At 64.3% G+C, this 21,376-nt stretch carries 20 protein-coding genes; 13 read left to right on the top strand and 7 right to left on the bottom strand.

Going from position 1 to position 21,376, the window contains the following annotated elements; translation table 11 throughout:
- Positions 1-59: 59 nt before the first annotated feature.
- Positions 60-1,031 carry an SGNH/GDSL hydrolase family protein gene (locus BH682_RS20695; RefSeq protein WP_075835403.1) on the bottom strand — a complete coding sequence of 324 codons (972 nt, stop codon included), beginning with the start codon at positions 1,029-1,031 and terminating at the stop codon, positions 60-62.
- Between the two features lie 71 nt (positions 1,032-1,102).
- Here BH682_RS20695 and BH682_RS20690 point away from each other — a divergent pair, with 71 nt between their 5' ends.
- The 3 genes from BH682_RS20690 to ilvA all read left to right on the top strand — a co-directional run bounded on the left by BH682_RS20690 (position 1,103) and on the right by ilvA (position 5,004).
- The gene (locus BH682_RS20690) at positions 1,103-2,488 is read left to right on the top strand and encodes a cystathionine beta-synthase (protein ID WP_003943292.1); all 1,386 of its coding nucleotides are present in this window, start codon (positions 1,103-1,105) and stop codon (positions 2,486-2,488) included.
- A gap of 44 nt (positions 2,489-2,532) precedes the next feature.
- On the top strand, positions 2,533-3,705 hold the full coding sequence (locus BH682_RS20685) for a cystathionine gamma-synthase (protein WP_003943272.1): 1,173 nt from the start codon (positions 2,533-2,535) through the stop codon (positions 3,703-3,705).
- A 135-nt stretch (positions 3,706-3,840) separates the two neighbouring features.
- Complete coding sequence (ilvA, locus tag BH682_RS20680; RefSeq protein ID WP_223304414.1) at positions 3,841-5,004, top strand: threonine ammonia-lyase; 1,164 nt, start codon at positions 3,841-3,843, stop codon at positions 5,002-5,004.
- Between the two features lie 6 nt (positions 5,005-5,010).
- On the opposite strand, the gene BH682_RS20675 is transcribed toward ilvA, so the two are convergent.
- Together BH682_RS20675 and BH682_RS20670 are read right to left on the bottom strand one after the other, a co-directional pair.
- Positions 5,011-5,805 carry an FAD:protein FMN transferase gene (locus BH682_RS20675; RefSeq protein ID WP_003943281.1) on the bottom strand — a complete coding sequence of 265 codons (795 nt, stop codon included), beginning with the start codon at positions 5,803-5,805 and terminating at the stop codon, positions 5,011-5,013.
- Positions 5,802-6,047 carry a hypothetical protein gene (locus tag BH682_RS20670; protein WP_153211881.1) on the bottom strand — a complete coding sequence of 82 codons (246 nt, stop codon included), beginning with the start codon at positions 6,045-6,047 and terminating at the stop codon, positions 5,802-5,804. Before BH682_RS20670 ends, BH682_RS20675 begins: the two co-directional genes overlap by 4 nt.
- A gap of 205 nt (positions 6,048-6,252) precedes the next feature.
- Here BH682_RS20670 and BH682_RS20665 point away from each other — a divergent pair, with 205 nt between their 5' ends.
- A complete protein-coding gene (locus BH682_RS20665) occupies positions 6,253-7,353 on the top strand; it encodes a C40 family peptidase (RefSeq protein ID WP_003943296.1) in 1,101 nt (366 codons plus the stop codon).
- 88 nt (positions 7,354-7,441) lie between these two features.
- On the opposite strand, the gene greA is transcribed toward BH682_RS20665, so the two are convergent.
- Both greA and BH682_RS20655 read right to left on the bottom strand, forming a co-directional pair.
- On the bottom strand, positions 7,442-7,936 hold the full coding sequence (greA, locus tag BH682_RS20660) for a transcription elongation factor GreA (RefSeq protein WP_007726385.1): 495 nt from the start codon (positions 7,934-7,936) through the stop codon (positions 7,442-7,444).
- 227 nt (positions 7,937-8,163) lie between these two features.
- Complete coding sequence (locus tag BH682_RS20655; protein WP_007726384.1) at positions 8,164-8,589, bottom strand: DUF4307 domain-containing protein; 426 nt, start codon at positions 8,587-8,589, stop codon at positions 8,164-8,166.
- A 303-nt stretch (positions 8,590-8,892) separates the two neighbouring features.
- Between BH682_RS20655 and mca the strand changes: the two genes are divergently transcribed.
- Genes mca through BH682_RS20640 form a run of 3 tightly spaced genes read left to right on the top strand, consistent with a single transcriptional unit; the run spans position 8,893 to position 12,129 of the window.
- Complete coding sequence (gene mca / locus BH682_RS20650) at positions 8,893-9,771, top strand: mycothiol conjugate amidase Mca (protein WP_007726383.1); 879 nt, start codon at positions 8,893-8,895, stop codon at positions 9,769-9,771.
- Positions 9,768-10,082 carry a hypothetical protein gene (locus BH682_RS20645; RefSeq protein WP_007726381.1) on the top strand — a complete coding sequence of 105 codons (315 nt, stop codon included), beginning with the start codon at positions 9,768-9,770 and terminating at the stop codon, positions 10,080-10,082. The genes mca and BH682_RS20645 overlap by 4 nt, the downstream gene beginning before the upstream one ends.
- Positions 10,083-10,101: 19 nt before the next feature.
- Positions 10,102-12,129, top strand: a complete 2,028-nt coding sequence (locus BH682_RS20640) for a thioredoxin domain-containing protein (protein ID WP_075833957.1) — start codon at positions 10,102-10,104, stop codon at positions 12,127-12,129.
- Here BH682_RS20640 and trhA read toward each other — a convergent pair.
- Positions 12,096-12,764, bottom strand: a complete 669-nt coding sequence (gene trhA / locus BH682_RS20635; protein ID WP_003945269.1) for a PAQR family membrane homeostasis protein TrhA — start codon at positions 12,762-12,764, stop codon at positions 12,096-12,098. The two genes, BH682_RS20640 and trhA, sit on opposite strands and share 34 nt — an antisense overlap.
- A gap of 172 nt (positions 12,765-12,936) precedes the next feature.
- On the opposite strand from trhA, the gene BH682_RS20630 reads away from it, so the two are divergent.
- Positions 12,937-13,704 carry an isoprenyl transferase gene (locus BH682_RS20630; protein ID WP_003945211.1) on the top strand — a complete coding sequence of 256 codons (768 nt, stop codon included), beginning with the start codon at positions 12,937-12,939 and terminating at the stop codon, positions 13,702-13,704.
- Positions 13,705-13,710: 6 nt separating this feature from the next.
- Here BH682_RS20630 and coaA read toward each other — a convergent pair whose 3' ends face one another.
- Complete coding sequence (gene coaA, locus BH682_RS20625; protein WP_003945270.1) at positions 13,711-14,643, bottom strand: type I pantothenate kinase; 933 nt, start codon at positions 14,641-14,643, stop codon at positions 13,711-13,713.
- Positions 14,644-14,815: 172 nt separating this feature from the next.
- Between coaA and BH682_RS20620 the strand changes: the two genes are divergently transcribed.
- From BH682_RS20620 to BH682_RS20600, 5 genes are all read left to right on the top strand, one after another.
- The gene (locus BH682_RS20620; protein ID WP_075833955.1) at positions 14,816-16,012 is read left to right on the top strand and encodes a DUF885 domain-containing protein; all 1,197 of its coding nucleotides are present in this window, start codon (positions 14,816-14,818) and stop codon (positions 16,010-16,012) included.
- A 76-nt stretch (positions 16,013-16,088) separates the two neighbouring features.
- Complete coding sequence (glyA, locus tag BH682_RS20615; protein ID WP_058037246.1) at positions 16,089-17,396, top strand: serine hydroxymethyltransferase; 1,308 nt, start codon at positions 16,089-16,091, stop codon at positions 17,394-17,396.
- Positions 17,397-17,548: 152 nt separating this feature from the next.
- The gene (locus tag BH682_RS20610; protein WP_075833953.1) at positions 17,549-18,982 is read left to right on the top strand and encodes an amidase; all 1,434 of its coding nucleotides are present in this window, start codon (positions 17,549-17,551) and stop codon (positions 18,980-18,982) included.
- A gap of 26 nt (positions 18,983-19,008) precedes the next feature.
- Entirely contained in the window at positions 19,009-19,836 is an 828-nt protein-coding gene (locus BH682_RS37210; protein ID WP_442971963.1) for a helix-turn-helix transcriptional regulator, read from the top strand.
- Between the two features lie 165 nt (positions 19,837-20,001).
- Positions 20,002-21,369 carry a PhoH family protein gene (locus BH682_RS20600; RefSeq protein ID WP_003945274.1) on the top strand — a complete coding sequence of 456 codons (1,368 nt, stop codon included), beginning with the start codon at positions 20,002-20,004 and terminating at the stop codon, positions 21,367-21,369.
- Positions 21,370-21,376 lie beyond the last annotated feature (7 nt).

The raw sequence follows: 21,376 nt of genomic DNA, 5'->3' as shown, positions 1-21,376 counted from the left end.
ATGCAGCTTCGACTTACAATTTACGTTGCCGCTCCCAGATGGTGGTCACGCAGTCTCACTCAGTTGACGTCGGGGTGCTGACCTGCAGGTTTGGTGCGTCTCGCGAAGGCTTTCCACTGGGTTGCCGCCGCCGTCAGTCGGGCCGCGACGGTGCGGGCTTGCGCCGCCTCTGAAACGTGGGGGAGCTCGGGTAGCGGGCCACCCTGCCATTCACCCAGAGCCGACGCGAGAACCGGGACGATCTGCTTCGCCGCGAGTTCGTATCCGGCCGCGGACGGATGGAAACGGTCGGCCGAGAACATCGTGTCGGGCGAGGCCAGGAATTCCTTGGCCAGCAGGTCGGCCAGTGGAACGGGATGACCCCCGGCGTTTCTGGTCGCGGCCGCCTGGGCGAGTGCGAGGCGATGGCCCCATTCACGCACCACGGAGCGCAGAGGTTGCGGGATCGCCGTGACCACCCCCAGATCCGGGCAGGTGCCGACAACAACGACGGCGCCGCTCTCGCGTAAGCGTCGAACCGCGTCGCCGAGGCGTTTAGCCGACGCGTGAATCGCGTTCTTGGCGGTGACGTCGTTGGCGCCGATCAGGATCACCGCAGCGTCCGGGGGAGGACCGGCGACGAACATGGCGTCGACCTGCCCACTCAACCCGCGGGAGGTGGCGCCCCCGATGGCCTTGGTGCTCAAACGGATTCGCTTCCCGGTTTCACTCGCAAGCAGCTTCGCGACCTGAACACCCGGAACTTCCGAGGCCGTCAGCGCGCCCACGCCGGCCGCAGACGAATCGCCGAAGATCATCAAGTGGAGATCGAAGGGCACGGCCCGCCACCAGAGTTCCGGGTTGTCGGCGCCGGGCGCGTACACCCCGTCCGCCTCGGGTGGCTTGGCGATATTGCGACCGATCACCCCGCGGGCCGCCCCCGCCTGCGACATCAGATAGTTGTAGCCCAACCAGGAGAGCGTGCCTGCACTCGATCCGGCCACCACCGTGGCCACCGACGCTTTCAGTCCGGTTCGACTCACACTTGCCAATCTAGCCGGATTGCACCACCTTCGCCCGACGTCCGCGCGCACCGTTTTCTTTCATCTGGGAACATGGACGAATGCGCATCGCGGAACACGTCGTCGACCTCATCGGCAACACCCCACTCGTCAAGCTCACGTCCGTCACGGGCGAAAACTTCGGCACGGTGGCAGCCAAGGTCGAATACCTCAACCCTGGCGGTAGCTCCAAGGACCGCATCGCCGTCAAGATGATCGACGCAGCCGAGGCTTCGGGTGAACTGAAGCCGGGCGGCACCATCGTCGAGCCGACCTCGGGCAACACCGGAATCGGCTTGGCGCTCGTGGCGCAAAAGCGTGGATACAAGTGCGTTTTCGTCTGCCCAGACAAGGTCAGCGAAGACAAGCGCAACGTCCTGCGCGCCTACGGCGCCGAGGTGGTCGTGTGCCCCACGGCCGTCGCGCCGGACAACCCGAACAGCTACTACAGCGTCTCCGACCGTCTCACCCGTGAGATCCCCGGCGCCTGGAAGCCCAACCAGTACTCCAACCCGGGCGGACCGGAGAGCCACTACGAGACCACCGGCCCCGAGATCTGGGCCGACACCGACGGCAAGATCACGCACTTCGTCGCGGGCGTCGGCACCGGCGGCACCATCACCGGCACCGGCCGCTACCTCAAGGAAGTTTCGGGCGGCAAGGTCAAGGTCATCGGCGCAGACCCCGAGGGCTCCGTCTACTCCGGCGGCACCGGTCGTCCGTATCTGGTCGAAGGCGTCGGCGAAGACTTCTGGCCGTCGGCATACGACCCGTCCATCCCGGACGAGATCATCGCCGTCTCGGATGCCGATTCCTTCGAGATGACGCGTCGCCTCGCCCGCGAGGAGGGACTGCTGGTCGGCGGTTCCTGCGGTATGGCCGTCGTCGCTGCCCTCGAAGTAGCCAAGCGTGAGGGCCCCGACGCCCTGATCGTCGTCCTCCTCCCGGACGGTGGCCGCGGCTACCTGTCCAAGATCTTCAACGATCAGTGGATGGCGTCGTACGGATTCCTGCGCACCCCACTCGACGGCAAGACCAACGTCCCCACCGTCGGCGACGTTCTGCGTGGCAAGTCGGGCGAGCTGCCGGACCTCGTTCACACCCACCCGTCGGAGACCCTGCGCGATGCGATCGAGATCCTGCGCGAGTACGGCGTGTCCCAGATGCCCGTCGTGGGTGCGGAACCGCCGGTCATGGCAGGCGAGGTCGCCGGAAGTGTGTCCGAGCGGGATCTGCTGAGCGCGGTCTTCGAAGGCCGTGCGCACCTTGCGGATTCCGTCGAGAAGCACATGAGCAAGCCGTTCCCGCTCATCGGTTCCGGCGAGCCGGTCTCGGCTGCCACGAAGGCGCTCGGTGACACCGACGCACTCATGGTCGTCGACGACGGCAAGCCGGTCGGTGTCATCACGCGCCACGATCTCCTGGGTTTCCTGAGTTCGGATTCCTGAGTTCGGATTCCTGCGCCGGCACCGGCGCCATTAGGCTGGGGACCATGAGTGAGCAACGCAGCAAGGCCGACAACATCAGCTGGCAGGGTTTCTCCACGAAAGCGGTGCATGCGGGTTACGAACCCGATCCGCTGACCGGTGCGGTCAACGTGCCGATCTACGCGAGTTCCACCTTCGCCCAGGACGGCGTCGGTGGAATGCGCAGTGGCTTCGAGTACGCGCGAACGGGTAACCCCACCCGTCGCCCACTCGAGGCGAACCTCGCAGCGCTCGAATCCGGAACCTACGGCCGAGCGTTCAGTTCGGGAATGGCGGCCACCGACTGCCTGCTCCGTTCGGTACTTCGACCGGGCGATCACCTGGTCATCCCCGACGACGCGTACGGCGGAACCTTCCGCCTCATCGACAAGGTCTTCACGCAGTGGGGGATCGAGTACACCCCGGCTCCGGTGTCCGACGTCGATGCGGTGCGCGCGGCGATGAAGTCCAACACCAAGCTGGTCTGGGTCGAGACGCCCACGAACCCGCTGCTCAATATCGGTGACATCGAGCTCCTTGCCGAGGTCGCCCACGAGGGCAACGCAAAGATCGTGGTGGACAACACCTTCGCCTCGCCGTACCTGCAGCAGCCGCTGCAGCTCGGTGCCGACATCGCGCTGCACTCCACGACCAAGTACATCGGCGGACACTCCGACGTGGTCGGTGGCGCTCTCGTCTGCAACGACGAAGAACTGGACACCGCGTTTGCCTTCCTGCAGAACGGATCCGGCGGCGTTCCCGGCCCGTTCGACGCGTTCCTGACGTTGCGCGGAATCAAGACACTGGCGCTGCGCATGGAGCGTCACAGTGACAACGCGGAGAAGGTCGTCGAATTGCTCGACGGCCACCCCGCGGTTGCCGGCGTCATCTACCCCGGACTGGCTTCGCATCCGTCGCACAAGGTCGCGGCCAAGCAGATGCGACGCTTCGGCGGCATGATCTCCGTCCGCCTCAAGGGCGGCAAGGCGGCAGCTCTCGACCTGTGCTCGCGCACCGAGATCTTCACGCTGGCAGAATCTCTCGGCGGAGTCGAATCCCTCATCGAATTCCCCGGTGCGATGACCCACGCCTCGACGGCCGGTTCCGCTCTCGAGGTTCCCGACGATCTGGTTCGCCTGTCGGTCGGCATCGAAGACGCCTCCGATCTGGTCGGCGACATCGAGCAAGCGCTGTCCTGATCTTCGCTCTACAGTAATTCGACTTCGAATCTGCAGTGCGCCTTCACACCTCACGAGGGTGTGGAGGCGCACTTTCTGGAGGCATGCGTGAATCTCGAACAGATAAAGGCTGCACAGCAACTGCTCGCCCCGGTCATGCGACGCACCCCGGTCGTGGCCTCGCGAGTGTTGTCCGAAACCACCGGCTTCGCCGTGAGCTTGAAATGTGAAAACCTGCAGCGCACCGGCTCTTTCAAACCGCGCGGTGCGTACAACCGCATTGCCAATCTTTCCGCAGAGGAACGGGCAGCGGGCGTGGTGGCGGCCAGTGCCGGTAACCATGCGCAGGGAGTTGCCTGGTCTGCAACAGAATTGGGAATCAAGTCGACCGTCTTCATGCCGACGGGTGCGCCGCTGCCGAAGTTGGTGGCCACCAAGGCATATGGAGCTCAGGTCCACCTGCACGGTTCGACTGTCGACGAAGCGCTCGTGGCCGCTCGCGAATTCGCGGACCGAACCGGAGCAGTTCTGGTCCACCCGTTCGACCACGAGGACGTCGTGGCGGGGCAGGGGACTGTGGGGCTCGAAATCCTCGAGCAACTGCCTGAGGTCGGCACGATCCTCGTTCCCACCGGCGGCGGCGGTTTGATCGCGGGAGTGGCTGCAGCCGTCAAAGCTGTACGCCCGCAGGTCCGCATCGTCGGAGTGCAGGCCGAGACCGCGGCTGCCTGGCCGGCGTCGTTGGCAGCCGGGAAGCCGACCGCCTTGGCGTCGATGTCCACGATGGCAGACGGTATCGCCGTTGGCTGCCCGGGCGAGGTTCCGTTCGCCGAAGTTGCCGCCCATGTCGACGCCGTGGTGACGGTCAGCGAGGAAGCGCTGTCCAAAGCGCTCCTGCTGTGCCTCGAACGCGCCAAGCTCATCGTCGAACCGGCCGGCGTCGCGGCCGTCGCGGCCTTGATGACCTGTACTCCGGAGGAGCTGGGACTGACAGGGCCGGTGTGCGCCGTGCTTTCCGGCGGCAACATCGATCCGCTACTTCTCACGCACGTCATCTCGCACGGTCTGCGAGCGGCCGGACGGTTCCTCGGTGTTCACATCACCATCGACGATCGGCCGGGCGCACTGGTCTCGTTGCTCGAAGTGGTTCGAGCGAACGGCGCCAGCGTGGTCGATGTCATCCATTCCCGTACCGGTGGCGAACTCGCGCTCGACGAAGTGGAAGTCTTCCTCACCGTCGAGACGCGTGGTCCGGACAACAAGGCGGAACTTCTGACGGCCTTCGACCGCGCCGGTTACGCAGTACGACTGCAGAACTGAGGCGAGTTACTCGTCAGGCCAGCCGCCCAGAACCGTCACGCGGTACTCCTGGTCGACCAGCCTGGCGGGTACGTCGAGTTGATGTAGCCAGTCGATGGCCGAACCGCCCATGCCGACCGCAACCCGACTGAATGCGGCGGCCTGGGCGCAGGAGGATGCAATCACCGACACCGTGCGCCACATCGGCGTCGCCGTCGATTCGCGGTGCAGTGGCTTGACGGTGCTGGCCGTGGCGATCCCGCAGTCGGACGGAAGTGCTACCTGGCAGGTCGGGTCGCCGGGCAGGTCTTGCACCTGAATCTGCCAGCCGTCTTCCGGCGCCGGGCCGGCAACCGCGATGTCCCCGCCGAGGCCGACCAGCACGCCACACCCGAGAAGAGTCGCAGTGGACGCGGCACAGTGGTCCGCTGAACTGGCGCGGGCCGTCGCGGACAGATCGAGAACGACGTCGTCCGGGCTGTACACGCGGTTGTTCTCGACGCGAATCTTCCACCAGGAGTGAGGGTCTGCCGACCCGGCCGTCGGCGTGAGTTTGCCGTCGGTCAGTCGTGCGACAGCCAACGCGTCTTCGAGGAAGTGCGCGAACATCGGGGTCACGGCGACGCCGTCGACGTTGCTCGCGGCGCTGACATAGGTACGAATCTCGGAGTCGGCACGATCTCGATTGGTGGCGGCGTCGGCAGCGGTGAGGTACCCGCGAACCAGGCTGGCCGCGGAGGGAAGGACTTCAGGGTCGGTGACGACGACCCGGGCCTGAACCCCCCACGTAAGCCACTCGGAGGCCGAGCGCGGAGTACTCACGAACCGTTGGAGACGGCGTCCGGGGTTCCGAATCCGGCGACCACGACGGGCCGCTTCGCTACGGGATTCTTGGTGTGAGAAGCCGACGTGTCCGGTGCGAGTGCCGTGGCAGTGGGAGAAGAAACGAGTGAAAGTCCGCCGCTTGCGAGTGCTCCCGCCACAGCCGTGGCTGCGAGGGCGAGGCGAACGGGTCGATACACCGTAGTGCGTCCCCGGGCGGGTCGTGGCCGATCGTCGCTCATGGACTCAGCTTGCACGCCGAACCTGAGAAAAGCCTTGGCGTCTGTAGTCATTTGCGTAACGCCCGCCGAGATAAATGAGACATTGGTTACAGGAGTCGCGAGACTGAGCCGTGTCGAATGCATGTTCGAAAGAGTGGATGTTCGCACCGACAAGTTTCGGGTACGACCACGTACATGGATTTTCAGAGGTTTATCGGAGGTTCGGATGGCAGTCGGTGTCCTGGCGATCGCTGTGTCGATCGGCACCGCACTGGGCGTGATGAGTGGAACTCTCGGAGCGCCCGCACAAGTCGAGAAGAACGAGTCTTCGAATGCTGCAGTCTCACTTGCAGCCTGGAACGGACCGGCACGAACTCAGGACACACCTGAGGGAATCGTGCCTTCCGTACCCTCCAACTTTCCGGGAGCGACATTGGCGCCCGTGGGAGCGGTGGCAGTGTTCGCGCCGTGGATCAAAAAGGCCGGTGCTCTGTGCTCGGAGATCACGCCCGCGGTGATCGCCTCGCTGTACTCGGTCGAGAACGGATTCAAGTACGGACCCGATACCGACATCTCACCGGAAGGTGGGCGCGGGCCTGGCCGCTTCACCACCGCAGCGTGGACGGCATACGGCAAGGACGGTGACGGCGACGGAAAGATGGACATCCTGGGCGTTGCCGATCCGGTGATGACAACCGGATACCGGTTGTGCGATCTCGTCAAGCAAGCGCAGTCCTGGCAGAAGTCCGGTGAGGTCGAGGGCGATACCGTCGACCTCGCGCTCGCTGCCTACGACGTCGGGCCGGACGCAGTTCGCGAAGCGGGCGGCGTTCCGGCAGACAAGTCGGGCGAGGTTCCTGCGGAGCAGGCGGTCGCCGCTCCGTTCGTCGCCCAGATCAAATCGTTGCAGGACTCGTTCGCCCTGATGCTTGCGCCCTTCGACTACAACAACCTCGCCGCAGCGGTGGGCGGCGTCGTCGAGGCCGGTCTGAAGTTTCTCGGATTGCCGTACGTGTGGGGTGGCGGAAACATCAACGGGCCGTCGATGGGCGGGTTCGACTGCTCGGGGCTGACGTCGTACGCGATCCACGCGGCCACCGGGGTGACTCTGCCCCGGACCTCGGAGACGCAGTGGGGTGTCGGCGTCGAGATCCCGCTGGATCAGGCGCAGCCCGGTGACCTGTTGTTCGGCAACTGGCAGGCAGGCGGCCCCGGCCACGTGGCGATCTACGTCGGCAACGGTCAGATGCTTCACGCACCCACGTTCGGCGACGTGGTGAAGGTCGGCCCGATCTTCGCCGGCATGAAGGCTCGCCGCGTGGTGTGAGTGGGCAGGAAACGGCGAGCGTCGACAGAGCAAGAAGCGCCACCCGACCGAGTCGGGTGGCGCTTCTTTTCAGAGCTGGTACAGCCGATCAGCTGTGGTAAGGCTCCGCGCTCAGCAGCGTGACCTTCATGGTGCTGCCGTTGGGCAGGTTGTACTCACGCGTGTCGCCGACCTTGGCTTCGAGCAGCGCGCCGCCCAGCGGTGAGTTCGGCGAGTAGACCTCGAGCTTGGCGTCACGTGCGCCTTCTTCGCGGGTAGCGATCAGGAACGTCTCGGTGTCACTCTCGTCGCCGTCGTAGTAGACCTTGACTACGGATCCGGGCAGTGCGACACCGGACTGAGTGGGGGCCTCGCCGACCTTTGCGCTGTTCAGCAGCTCCTGGAGCTGGCGAATGCGGGCTTCCTGCTGACCCTGCTCTTCGCGGGCAGCGTGGTAGCCGCCGTTCTCCTTCAGGTCGCCCTCTTCGCGACGCTCGTTGATCTCGGCGGCGATGACCGGGCGATTGGCGATGAGCTGGTCGAGTTCGTTCTTGAGCCTGTCATGTGATTCCTGGGTAAGCCAGGTCACCTGGGTCTCGGTCATCTCGATCACTCCCTAGTAGTCGGAGCCGGGGGCTCCCTCGACGATCGCTGCAACAGCAGCGAACAACGACACAGAAGCACCACCAGGGATGCAACCTTGCCGTCAAACCTTGCGTCAATGCAGCAATACACGGTTCCACCCGGAACCGTGTATCGGGCAATTCTATCACGCATGACTACCCGCCCTGTCCGGCGTCAAACGTCCGGCAGGGTGGGTGCGTTCCGAGGTCAGCTCTTGGTCAGGTACTCCGGAACGTCGAAGCTGCAGCCGTAGACGTCGGCCATGCCTGGCGGCTGGGACGTCTTGACCTCGGTGTTGAACTCGAGGGTCTGATGTTCCGACGACGGGACGTAGACCTCACGTCGACCGGTTTCGGAGCCGTCCTTCGAGCGTGCGCGCACGATGCACATCGCTTCACGCGACGAGTCGTCGCGTGTGACGGTGAAACGGATCTTCACCGTGGAGTCGTTGGCGATGTCGAACGAGATGGTCTCGGTCTCGATTTCCTTGACCGCAAATTTTCCGTACGCGTAGTACGCGATTCCGCCGCCTACGACGATGACGAGAGCGGTCAGAGCCCACACCATCCACTTGCGGGGACTGCCCGTGCGAGTTGTGCTCGGGTACCGATCTTGGGGAAGCGGTTTGCTCATCACTCTGCTCTCGAAGACTCGAGTTCGCGTGTCGTGCAGCAACTGACTGTGTCCCGCCGGATTACCGAAGGGGTCACGGCTGCGCCAGGAACTCTCGGGTGGAACTATAGAGGACGTATCCCGTCGCGCCGTCGGTAGGTTTGTCGGCAGTCGGTACGTTTGACCGCAACGGCCCGGAGTAATCCGAGCGGTGCACAGCGTGTGATTCGAAGACTGCCGGTGACGGCTACAGGTGAACTGCCGGCAACGGCTACAGGTGAACTGCCGGCAACGGCTACAGGTGAAGTTGAGGTGAACGAACACGTGAGCGGATTCCGGCTCATGGCCGTCCATGCCCATCCCGACGACGAGTCGAGCAAGGGTGCGGCCACCACCGCCCGTTATGCAGCCGAAGGCCACGAAGTGATGGTCCTGACGCTCACCGGGGGTGAGCGTGGCGACATTCTCAACCCGGCCATGGACGTTCCCGGTGTCCGCGATCGAATCAGCGAAGTTCGCCAGGAGGAGATGGCCGAGGCCGCTCGCATCCTGGGCGTGAAGCAGCGCTGGCTCGGTTTCGTCGATTCCGGGCTTCCCGAGGGCGACCCTCTTCCGCCGCTGCCCGAAGGGTGCTTCGCCCTCGTTCCGCTCGAAGAGTCGACGCGCGCTCTGGTCAAGGTGATTCGCGAGTTCCGTCCCCACGTCGTCACGACGTACGACGAGAACGGCGGATACCCGCACCCGGATCACATCCGGTGCCACGAGGTGACGATGGCAGCCTACGAAGCCGCCGCCGATCCCGAGTACTTCCCCGAGGACGGTCAGCCGTGGGAAATCAAGAAGGTCTACTACTCGCACGGATTCATCCGTAAGCGCCTCGAACTCTTCCAGGAGGAGTACGAGCGTCGCGGAGAGCCGTTCCCGATGGCGGACTGGCTCAAGAAGTGGAAGACCGAACGCGGCGACATGATGGTCCGGGTGACCACTCAGGTCACGTGCGGCGACTACTTTCCCCAGCGTGACGATGCTCTGCGCGCACACGCGACGCAGATCGATCCCAACGGTTCGTTCTTCGCTGTGCCGCTCGACATTCAGCAGAAGATCTGGCCCACCGAGGAATTCGAGCTCGCCAAGACGCGGGTCACCACGTCCATTCCGGAAACCGACCTGTTCGCAGGTCTCGAAGAGGACGCTCAGAAGTGAATGCTCTGTCCGCCGAGGTAGTTCTCGGCACCACACAATTTCTTGCTCAGACGCCCAGTAACCCATCCGGCCCGGAGTTCGGAAAGTCGTCTCCGGTCGGCCTGCTGGTGATTCTTGCGCTGCTCATCGGTGTGATCCTCCTGGTTCGGTCGATGAACCGCCAGCTCAAGAAGCTGCCGGAGACGTTCGAACCGGATCATCCCGAACTCGATCAGCAGGCAGACGAAGGCACCGACCGGGGAGCTATCACTGCTCCGAGCCCGGCGGAACCCAACGTCTCTACCGAGAAGAAGCCCAAGCAAGAATCCTGAGACGAACGAGGTAGCGGCGATGGACCCACGGATGCGGAACAACCTGGGTGGGTCCTCGAGCCCTTACCTGCGTCAGCACGCCGACAATCCGGTCCACTGGCAACAGTGGGGCGAAGAAGCGATGGAGTGGGCGCGCGAGCGCAACGTGCCGATTCTCCTCTCGATCGGATACTCGGCGTGCCACTGGTGCCACGTCATGGCGCACGAGTCGTTCGAGAACGACGAGATCGCGGCCGTCATGAACGCGAACTTCGTCTGTGTGAAGGTGGACCGAGAAGAACGTCCCGACATCGACGCCGTCTACATGAATGCGACAGTTGCGATGACCGGCCAGGGCGGCTGGCCCATGACCTGTTTCCTGACTCCCGACGGTTCACCGTTCTACTGCGGCACGTACTACCCGCCGACGCCTCGCGGCGGAATGCCTTCGTTCACACAGCTTCTCGAAGCGATAGTCGACACCTTCACGAATCGGCGCGACGAGGTCGACAACGCGGCGCAGTCGATCGTCACGGAACTTCAGCGCGCGTCGGGCGGGATTCCGTACGGCGGAGCACCCATCGACGCCGAGCTGCTGAACGCGGCGGGCCGGTCGATCCTCGGCGACGAGGACGTCCCGCGCGGGGGATTCGGTGGGGCACCGAAGTTTCCACCGTCGGCACTACTGGAGGGGCTGCTCCGACAGTACGAGCGAACGGGTTCGGGCGAGATCCTCGGCGGCATCGAGCGCACCGCCGAAGCAATGGCACGTGGCGGGATCTACGACCAGTTGGGTGGCGGTTTCTCGCGGTACTCGGTCGATGCCGAGTGGGTGGTTCCGCACTTCGAGAAGATGCTCTACGACAATGCGCTGCTCCTGCGGTTCTACGCGCACTGGGCGCGGCGCACCGGATCGGACCTCGCCACTCGCGTCACCGAGGAGACCGCAAGGTTCCTGCTCTCCGATCTGCTGACCGAGAACGGTTGCTTCGCTTCGGCTCTCGATGCCGACACCGACGGCGTCGAAGGCCTCACGTACGTATGGACGCCGACGCAGCTGGTCGAGATTCTCGGCGCGGAGGACGGGCAGTGGGCGTCGGAGTTGTTCCGGGTCACCGATACCGGAACCTTCGAAGAGGGTGCGTCGGTACTGCAGTTGCTCCGTGACCCCGACGACTGGTCGCGCTGGCAGACGGTCTCCGACGCTCTCCGTGCCGCCCGGGCTCAGCGTCCACAGCCTGGCCGCGACGACAAGGTGGTGACGGCCTGGAACGGGTTGACCGTCACGGCCTTGACGGAAGCCGGACTTGCCCTGGACCGACCCGACTGGATCACCGCGGCGGCCGAGTGCGCAGGCGCTCTTCTCGACCTTCACCTGGTGGACGGTCACTTGCGTCGCGCTTCCCTCGGCGGGGCTGTCGGCGCCCCGACGGGCGTGCTCGAGGATTACGCAATGTTGGCCACCGGCCTCCTGGCTCTATACCAGGCAACGGGATTGGCGCGGTGGCTCGATGCGGCGCAGCAGTTGCTCGACGTCACTGTCGACCACTTCGCTGATCCGGCCGAGCCGGGAAGCTGGTTCGACACGGCCGATTTCGCGGAGTCGCTCGTGACTCGGCCCCGAGACCCGTTGGACGGCGCGACGCCGTCCGGTGCGTCGAGCGTCGCGGAGGCTCTGTTGACCGCAGCGGCGTTGACCGATGCCGAGCGCTCTTCTCGTTACGCCCAGGCCGCGGCGGACGCGCTGGCGAGGGCCACGCTGCCGCTCGAGCGTGCGCCTCGCTCGGCGGGGCACTGGCTCGCGGTGGCGGAAGCGTCGTTGCGTGGTCCGATACAGGTGGCCGTCGTCGGGGAAGGTTCGCTGTTGGCCTATGCCCGGCTGCTTGCCCCGGGTGGTGCAGTGGTTGTCGGCGGAGCGCCGGATTCTTCACCGCTGCTTGCAGATCGACCCCTCGTCGACGGAGGTGAAGCCGCGTACATCTGTCGGGGATTCGTGTGTGATCGGCCGGTGACGACGGTGGTGGAACTGGCGAGTCAGTTGAACACGACGAGCCATACCGCGATGTAGTGGCAGATCGCTGCGACGACCGTCGCGGCGTGGAAGAACTCGTGATGCCCGAACGTCGTGGGCCACGGGTTTGGCCATTTCGTCGCGTACAGAATTGCGCCGACGCTGTAGAAGATTCCGCCGACGAGCAGCAGCACCATCGGCGCCACACCGACCTGGTGCGTCAGTTCACCGACCACGGGAACGATCGCCCAACCGAGGAGCAGGTAGAGCGGGACTCCCACCCATTTCGGGGCGGTGGGCCAGAGCATCTTGAGTGCGACGCCGGCGAGCGCGCCTGCCCACACGATCGCGAGGATGATCTTGCCGGTGTGAGTCGGGAGGCCGAGCATGGCGAACGGTGTGTAGCTGCCGGCGATGAAGAGAAAGATCATCGAATGGTCCGCACGCTTCATCCACGTACGGCCCTTGACCGTCTGCCACTGGATGCGGTGATACGTCGCACTGATGCCGAAGAGGCCGCAGATCGTGACGCTGTAGATCGCGGTTGCCCAAGCCGCTTTGGCGCCGACCTGAGCGCCGGCTACGGAGACGAGAACGATGCCCGCGACGACGGAGACACCGAGCGCCCACAGATGGATCCAACCGCGCATGCGTGGTTTGACCGGAAGCTCGTCGAGCCCGAATGCCGTCATGTGCAACCCCTCTCGTTCCGTACCGTTGCGAACCGCGTAACCTACGGTACCGTAGGTTACGCATCAGTAGCATAACCTACCTGCGGGTTTTCGACGCGTACAAAAAGCGTGACGGCGCTCGCATGTGGCTGTCACTGCCGGGCGTAGTCTTTGACACCATGGTGATGTCACGGTGAATCTGCGCGGACTGCTGTACAGCATCTACGAGCGACGACTCCTCAGTCATCTCGACGGTCTCGCGCACCCACGGCACGTAGCCGTGATGTGTGACGGAAATCGGCGATGGGCTCGCGAGAACGGCTTCACCGATGTCAGTCACGGGCACCGCATGGGCGCGCTCAAAATTGCCGAATTGCTCGAGTGGTGCGACGCCGCCGGAATCGAGATGGCAACCATCTACCTGCTCTCGACCGAGAACCTGCGCCGCGAGCCGGAAGAGCTCGACACCCTCCTCGAAATCATCACCGACGTCGTCGAAGAGATCTCCGGGCCCGGCAAGAACTGGAGTGTGCAGATCGTCGGTGCTCTCGATCTTCTGCCTCCCGAGCAGTCCAGGCGCTTGCGGGAAGCGGCGGCGGGGACGAGCGGCCGAACCGGGACACATGTCAACGTCGCGATCGGATACGGCGGGCGTCAGGAGATCGCCGACGCCGTCCAATCGCTCCTGCGCGACAAGATCGGTGCGGGTCTGAGCGGCGACGAACTGATCCAGGCCGTCACGGTCGACGGCATCGACGGGCATCTGTACACGTCGGGACAGCCCGATCCGGATCTGGTGATCCGCACCTCCGGCGAGCAGCGGCTCTCCGGATTCCTGTTGTGGCAGAGCGCCTATTCGGAGATCTGGTTCACCGAGGCGTACTGGCCCGAGTTCCGTCGAGTCGACTTTCTTCGAGCCTTGCGTGATTACGCGGCGCGACACCGCCGGTTCGGCGCCTGAGCCGTCTCAGAGCTTGCGCAGTCGCAGCCGGTTGATCGTGTGATCGGCGTCCTTGCGCAGCACCAGGGTTGCGCGGGGGCGGGTGGGGAGAATGTTCTCCACCAGGTTCGGGTGGTTGATCGAGTTCCAGATCTCCTTCGCCGCGATGGTCGCGTCACGGTCGGAGAGGCCGGAGTAGTGGTGAAAGTGAGCGTTCGGATCGGCGAACGACGTGTTGCGTAGCGCGAGGAACCGCTGGATGTACCAGGCTTCGATGTCCTCGATGCGGGCGTCGACGTAGATCGAGAAGTCGAACAGATCGGAGACCATCAGACGCGGGCCGGTCTGCAGGACGTTGAGGCCCTCGATGATGAGGATGTCGGGCTGGCGGATCAGGTGGTACTGGCCCGGGATGATGTCGTACGACGTGTGCGAATAGACCGGCGCCGCTACCTCTTCCGCCCCGGACTTGACTTCGGTGACGAAGCGCAACAGCTTGCGGCGATCGTAGCTTTCGGGAAAACCCTTGCGGTGCATGATGCCCCGACGCTGGAGTTCCCTGGTCGGATAGAGGAATCCGTCCGTGGTGACGAGGTCGACGCGCGGATGGTGATCCCAGCGGGCCAGGAGAGCTTGCAGCACACGAGCAGTCGTGGATTTTCCGACCGCGACCGAACCGGCGACACCGATGACGAAGGGCACCTGACGGTCGGGATGCTTCTCACCGAGGAAGGTCGCGGTGGCCGCGAACAGCCGTTGGCGCGCCGCCACCTGCAGGTGGATCAGACGTGCGAGGGGGAGATAAACCTCGGCAACTTCTTCGAGATCGATCTGCTCGCCGAGACCACGCAGGCCGTACAACTCGTCCTCGGTCAACACCAGTGGCGTCGACTTACGCAGTGTTCGCCACTGCTTGCGGTCGAACTCGACGTAGGGACTCGATTCGTTGGTGCGCGCCATCAGCCCAGCTCACCGGCATGTAGTGAACCCGGGGCCCGGCGGACGAAACAGCTATGCGAGCAAGCCAGGCGCGTGTGCGCACGATCCGAGTGCATAGTCGGATTGTGCTCGGTGCCACGTCCGGGACTTTCGCCGGGTGGCATTCCGGAGCGAGCGACTAGGCTCGGTCGTTATGGATCCAGACACACTTGTTCGCCAATACCTGCTGCTCGGACTGGGTTTCGACCGTCTCGAAGACGGGTTCGTCGACGCGTTCACCGGTGACCCGGCGCTGCGTAAGCAGATCGAGAGCGCCCCGAAGCCCGATCCGCGTGAACTTGCCCGCACGGCACGTGAATTGCGGGGCGAGTTGGCCGGAAGTGGTCTGAATGCCGAACGCTCCCACTTCGTCGACGTACACCTTCGCGCTCTGGAATGCTCCGGGCGCAAGTTCGCGGGTGAGGACATCGGCTTCGTGGACGAGGTCGAGGCGTACTTCGACGTCCGAATCGAGAAGGGAAACGAGGACGCCTACAGCGACGCTCACCGGTTGATGGGTGAAGTTCTGCCCGGTCCGGGACCGTTGGCCGAGCGGGTGCAGGCCCATCGCAAGGCCGACGAGATCCCCGCGGCGAAACTGAACGAATGCGTCGAGGCAATGTCGAGTGCGCTGCGCGATCTGGTCCGCGGCACGTTCGGGCTTCCCGCGTCGGAAACCGTCGAATACGAAGTGGTGGGGGACAAGCCGTGGTCCGGCTTCAACTACTACCTCGGTGACTACCGCTCCAAGGTTGCGATCAATTCGGATCTGCCGCAGTTCATGGCCAACCTGCCGCGGCTGATCGCGCACGAGTCCTACCCCGGCCATCACACTGAGCATTGCCGTAAGGAAGCCGGTCTGGTCGGTTCGGGCCAGCTCGAGCAGACACTGTTCCTGGTCAACACGCCGCAGTGCATCATGGCCGAAGGCCTCGCGGATTTGGCGCTGGAAGCGATTGTCGGCCCGGACTGGGGTGTGTGGGCGCAGGACATCTACGCCGACCTCGGCTTGTCTTTCGACGGGGAAAAGGCGCAACGGCTCTCCGCCGCGTCGGGGCAACTGCTGAGTGTCCGGCAGGATGCGGCGCTGATGTTGCACGACGAGGGGCGCAGCCTCGACGACGTGGCGCTGTTCCTCGAACGGTGGTCGCTGTCGACGCCGGAACGCGCTCGCCAATCGCTCAAGTTCCTGTCTTCGCCGCTGTGGCGGGCATACACCAGCACGTATGTCGAGGGATATCGGCTGCTCGGGGGCTGGCTGGACGAGGTGCCGGTGGGCGCGGAGCGCACCGAACGCTTCCGCAGGCTGCTCGACGAGCCGCTGGTCCCCAGCTCTCTGCGTGCTGCCTAGTGCCGGGTGGAGACGGCGGGAGCGAACTTCGTAGACTGGACGCATTCGTTTCCGCATCCAGCTTGGAGATTCCTCGATGACCGCTGTGCCCGGCTCCGACGTCAACTCTGCATCACTCGCCGAACTCGACCCCGAAGTCGCCGAGGCGATGGCTGGTGAATTGGCTCGTCAGCGCGACACGCTCGAGATGATCGCGTCGGAGAACTTCGTTCCCCGCTCGGTTCTGCAGGCTCAGGGCAGCGTCCTGACCAACAAGTACGCCGAGGGCTACCCGGGACGTCGTTACTACGGCGGTTGCGAGCACGTCGACGTCATCGAGGATCTGGCGCGCAACCGTGCGAAGGAACTCTTCGGTGCAGAGTTCGCGAACGTTCAGCCGCACTCGGGCGCACAGGCCAACGCTGCTGTTCTGATGGCACTGATGAACCCGGGTGAGAAGCTGCTCGGCCTCGACCTTGCACACGGCGGTCACCTCACGCACGGCATGAAGCTCAACTTCTCCGGCAAGTTGTACGACGTCGCGTCCTACGGCGTCAGCAAGGAAGATCACCGCATCGACATGGACGAGGTGCGCTCGATCGCCCTCGCCGAGAAGCCGAAGGTCATCGTTGCCGGTTGGTCCGCATACCCGCGTCAGCAGGACTTCGCGGCGTTCCGTGCGATCGCCGACGAGGTCGGCGCGTACCTGTGGGTGGACATGGCTCACTTCGCCGGACTGGTTGCCGCAGGCCTGCACCCGTCGCCCGTCCCGTACGCAGACGTCGTCTCCTCGACCGTCCACAAGACCCTCGGTGGTCCGCGTTCGGGCCTGATCCTGGCGAAGAAAGAGTGGGCCAAGAAGCTCAACTCCGCTGTCTTCCCCGGTCAGCAGGGTGGACCGCTCATGCACGCCATCGCGGCCAAGGCAGTCACCTTCAAGATCGCTGCCGGTGAAGAGTTCAAGGATCGTCAGGCACGCACCCTTTCCGGTGCGCGCATCCTTGCCGAGCGTCTGGGCAACAAGGACGTCGCAGACCAGGGCATCAGCGTCCTGACCGGCGGCACTGACGTCCACCTCGTGCTCGTGGACCTGCGTAACTCGCAGCTCGACGGCCAGCAGGGTGAGGACCTTCTGCACGAAATCGGCATCACGGTCAACCGCAACGCTGTTCCGTTCGATCCCCGCCCGCCGATGACCACCTCCGGTCTGCGTATCGGTACCGCAGCGTTGGCCACTCGCGGATTCGGTGATGCCGAGTTCACCGAGGTCGCCGACATCATCGGTACCGCTCTGGCCGGCAACGCGGATCTGCCGGTGCTGCGTGCGCGCGTCGCCAAGCTCGCCCTCGACCTTCCGCTGTACGACGGTCTCGAGAACTGGGGCCTGCTCAGCAAGAACGTCTAGGTATTCCTTCACCGACGGCCCGGTCCCTTTCGAGGGGCCGGGCCGCTGGTTTTTTTCCAGTCGCGGATTGTGGCATCGGTCACATGACCGATGGTGGCCGAGTTCGGTGCTTCCTAGCCTGAGAGCATCACCCCTCCGGCGAAGGAAACCCCATGACCGAACAGAATCTGCATTGGCTCTCCGCTACCGAGATGGCGGCGTCGGTCGCGTCGAACAGTCTCTCGCCCAACGAGATTGCCGAAGCGATGATCCAGCGCGTCGACGCCGTCAATCCGTCGATCAACGCGATAGTCCAGTTCGATCGCGAGCAGGTGACGCGCGATGCGGCCGAACTCTCACGGCAACAGGAAGCGGGCGAGAAACTCGGCCCGCTGCACGGCGTTCCGTTCACGATCAAAGATCTGACGGCAGTCGACGGGCTGCCGACCACGTTCGGGATGAAGCCGATGGCCGACAACATCGCGACGGGAAATGCCGTCGTCGTGGACAGGCTGCGAGGCGCCGGCGGACTGTTCCTGGGAAAGACGAACACTCCCGAAAGTGGTTACTACGGTGGCACGGACAACCACCTGTACGGGCCGACGCACAACCCGTGGAAGCTCGGCAACAGCGCGGGCGGGTCCAGTGGCGGTGCGTCGGCTGCCGTGGCTGCAGGCCTCGGGCCACTCGCCGAGGGCAGTGACGGCGCGGGATCGGTGCGTATCCCGTCGGCGCTCTGCGGGGTCGTCGGGTTGAAGCCGACCACCGGCGTCATCCCGCAGACCATCCTGGCCGGGCGTTTCTACAACTGGGCGTATCACGGTCCGATCACCCGGACTGTTGCCGACAACGCGCTGATGCTCGACATCATGGCCGGGCCGGACAATGCGGACCCGCTCTCGATCGAGCGTGCCGAGACCTCGTACGTCGAAGCCTCGAAGGGCGACGTGAAGGGCCTTCGCGTGGCGTGGTCGACGAATCTCGGTCTCGGCCATGTTGATCCGGAGGTGCTGGCGGTGTGTCTCGACGCGCTGTCGGCATTCGAGGAATTGGGTGCCCGGATCACCGAGGCGACCCCGCAGTGGGGAAATCCGTCGGAGTCGATGTGGAACGGCATCTGGGTTCCCGGTTTCGCTTCCGAATACGACTTGCTCGACTGGGAGAACCAGCGCGGCGAGGTCGACGACAACCTGATCGAGATCATGCACGAGGCCGAGCGGCTCACCGGTGTCGACGTCGGGCGGGCCGACGCATTCCGCGGCGTCATGTGGGACACGTGGACCACGTTCATGAACGACTACGACGTGTTGGTCTCGCCGACCTTGGCTTCGGCCACGTTCCCGCTCGGTCAGTTCGCGCCGTCATGGCTCGAAGGTGCGTCGTTGCGTGAGCAGTTGCTCGATTGGCTCTTCACCTACCCGTACAACATGCTCAACAACCCCGCGATCACCGTGCCCGCCGGATTCACCGCCGACGGTCGACCGGTGGGGCTGCAGATCGCCGCACGCCACCGCCAGGACGCACTGGTTCTGCGGACTGCCGCGAACTTCGAAGCGGCACGTCCGTGGGCGGACAAGAAGCCGGCCGATTCACTGGTCGTGGCCTAGCTCACACGATTGGTTAGATTGGTGTGATGACGTCTGTACTGCCTGATCGCGGCGCTGGACCTGACATGTTCGCGCCGCGATCGCCGGCGGCCGGGGCGTACGGCATTCTCGGCCTGTGCGCCGAAGAACTCCGCGCACGTGGACTCGCGTACTCGGCTGCGGCTGTCACGTACCGAGACCCGTCGAGCGGAAGGCATCGGGCTCTGGCGAGTTCCGGATACGACGACAGGGTGCTCGAGTTCCTGCTCGACGACTTCGTCGCCGATCGCAATCTCTTCGGCATCATTCGCGAGGCTTCGGGCGTGCCCGTGTTCTGGCAGGACGTGCCACGATTCGAGCAGGTCGAGATGGTCACCGATGTTCTGCGGCCGTCCGGGTACGCCGAGGGTGCCTCGGTCGCATTGGGGTTCTCCGGCCGTGAGGTGACCGGATTGCTGCACATGAGCTTAGCGGATTCCGGCGTCGTCGATCGCGTACGGGAGGTGGTGGCGGCGTCCAGCGCAGCCTGCTCGCGCGTCGTGGGGGACCAGGTGGCGCTCGATCGTGTCCATCTGAGCCCACGGGAGATTCAAGGTACTGCAATTGGTGGCCAGGGGCGCGGGCAATGTCGAGATCGCCGAGGAGTTGTTCGTCAGCCGTCGCACCGTCGCCACCCATCTCGAGAACATCTTCGTCAAGACCGGAACCAATTCGCGGGTTCAGGCAGCGGTGCGCGCCGCCAAGTGGGGTCTGATCGAGTCCTGAGTGACGCCGAATCACACGAGTGGCATTTTGTTACCTGGCGTTCACCAGATGTGCGGCTCGTTCCGTGGCGCGAGTGTCCGATCCGCAGTACCGTCGGCAGTAACGAGTAACCAGAAGTTACTTGTGCGGGAGGTTCTGATCGTGACTGAAACACTCAGTACGAGAGGGCCGGCGCCCGGCCCTTGTTTCAGCTGACACAGCGTCACCTGACACCAGAGCCGTCCGGCCCAGCGAGCTGAGTTTGCGCGGGTGCCGCGCAGACCTAGGAGCCCAACGTGACTGCATCACGCTCCGTCTCTGCCCACTCGGCCCGGGCTGATCTATCAGCCGGGAATCATTCGGGAGATGCACTTCGCACGTACGTCTTGGATACCTCGGTACTACTGTCCGATCCATGGGCTGTCACTCGATTCGCCGAACACCACGTGGTACTCCCACTGGTCGTGATCAGTGAACTCGAAGGCAAACGGCACCACCACGAACTGGGATGGTTCGCCCGAGAATCGCTCCGCATGCTCGACGATCTACGGATCGAATACAGCCGCCTCGACCGTCCGGTGCCGATCGGCACCGAGAACGGGACACTGCAGGTCGAACTCAATCACACCGACCCTGCGGTCCTGCCCGTCGGATTCCGCACGGACAGTAACGATTCGAGGATTCTGGCGTGTGCGCTGAATCTTGCTGCGGAGGGCAAGGATGTAGTCCTCGTCAGCAAGGACATTCCGCTTCGTGTGAAGGCAGGCGCGGTGGGACTACCTGCCGACGAGTACCACGCTCACGACGTCGTGCCCTCCGGATGGACGGGCATGACTGAGCTGGACGTCGCCTCGACGGACATCGACGAGCTGTTCAACGAGGGTTTCCTGGACCTCGACGAAGCGCGAGATCTGCCGTGTCACACGGGTCTTCGCCTGCTCGGTGGTTCGTCGAGCGCCCTCGGTCGGGTGACTCCCGACAAGCGCATCCAGTTGGTGCGCGGTGAGCGCGAGGCGTTCGGGTTGCACGGCCGCTCCGCCGAGCAGCGCATTGCGCTCGATCTCCTCATGGACGAGAGCATCGGCATCATCTCTCTCGGTGGTAAGGCGGGCACCGGTAAGTCGGCCTTGGCTCTGACGGCAGGTCTTGAAGCGGTTCTCGAGCGCCGCACTCAGCGCAAGGTTGTCGTCTTCCGTCCGTTGTATGCCGTTGGCGGACAAGAACTCGGCTACCTTCCCGGTAGTGAGAGCGAGAAGATGGGCCCGTGGGCTCAGGCCGTTTTCGACACTCTCGACGGGTTGGCCTCGCCAGAGGTTCTCGAGGAGGTTCTCGCCCGCGGAATGCTGGAAGTGTTGCCGCTGACGCATATTCGCGGTCGGTCGCTGCACGATTCGTTCGTGATCGTCGACGAAGCGCAGTCGCTCGAACGAAATGTTCTGCTGACAGTGCTTTCTCGTCTGGGAACCGGCTCGCGAGTGGTCCTCACGCACGACGTCGCGCAGCGTGACAACCTGCGAGTGGGCAGGCACGACGGAGTTGCGGCCGTCATCGAAAAGCTCAAGGGGCACCCGCTTTTTGCGCACATCACACTCACGCGCAGTGAGCGTTCGCCGATCGCCGAGTTGGTGACCGACATGCTCGAGGAGTTCGGCCCCACTTCCTGAGAAGTGA

The sequence above is a fragment of the Rhodococcus sp. YL-1 genome, from assembly GCF_001942025.1.
Taxonomy (GTDB): Bacteria; Actinomycetota; Actinomycetes; order Mycobacteriales; family Mycobacteriaceae; genus Rhodococcus_F; species Rhodococcus_F qingshengii.
The sequence above is the reverse complement of the archived record's forward strand: the minus strand, read 5'-3'. Positions and strand labels throughout refer to the sequence as shown.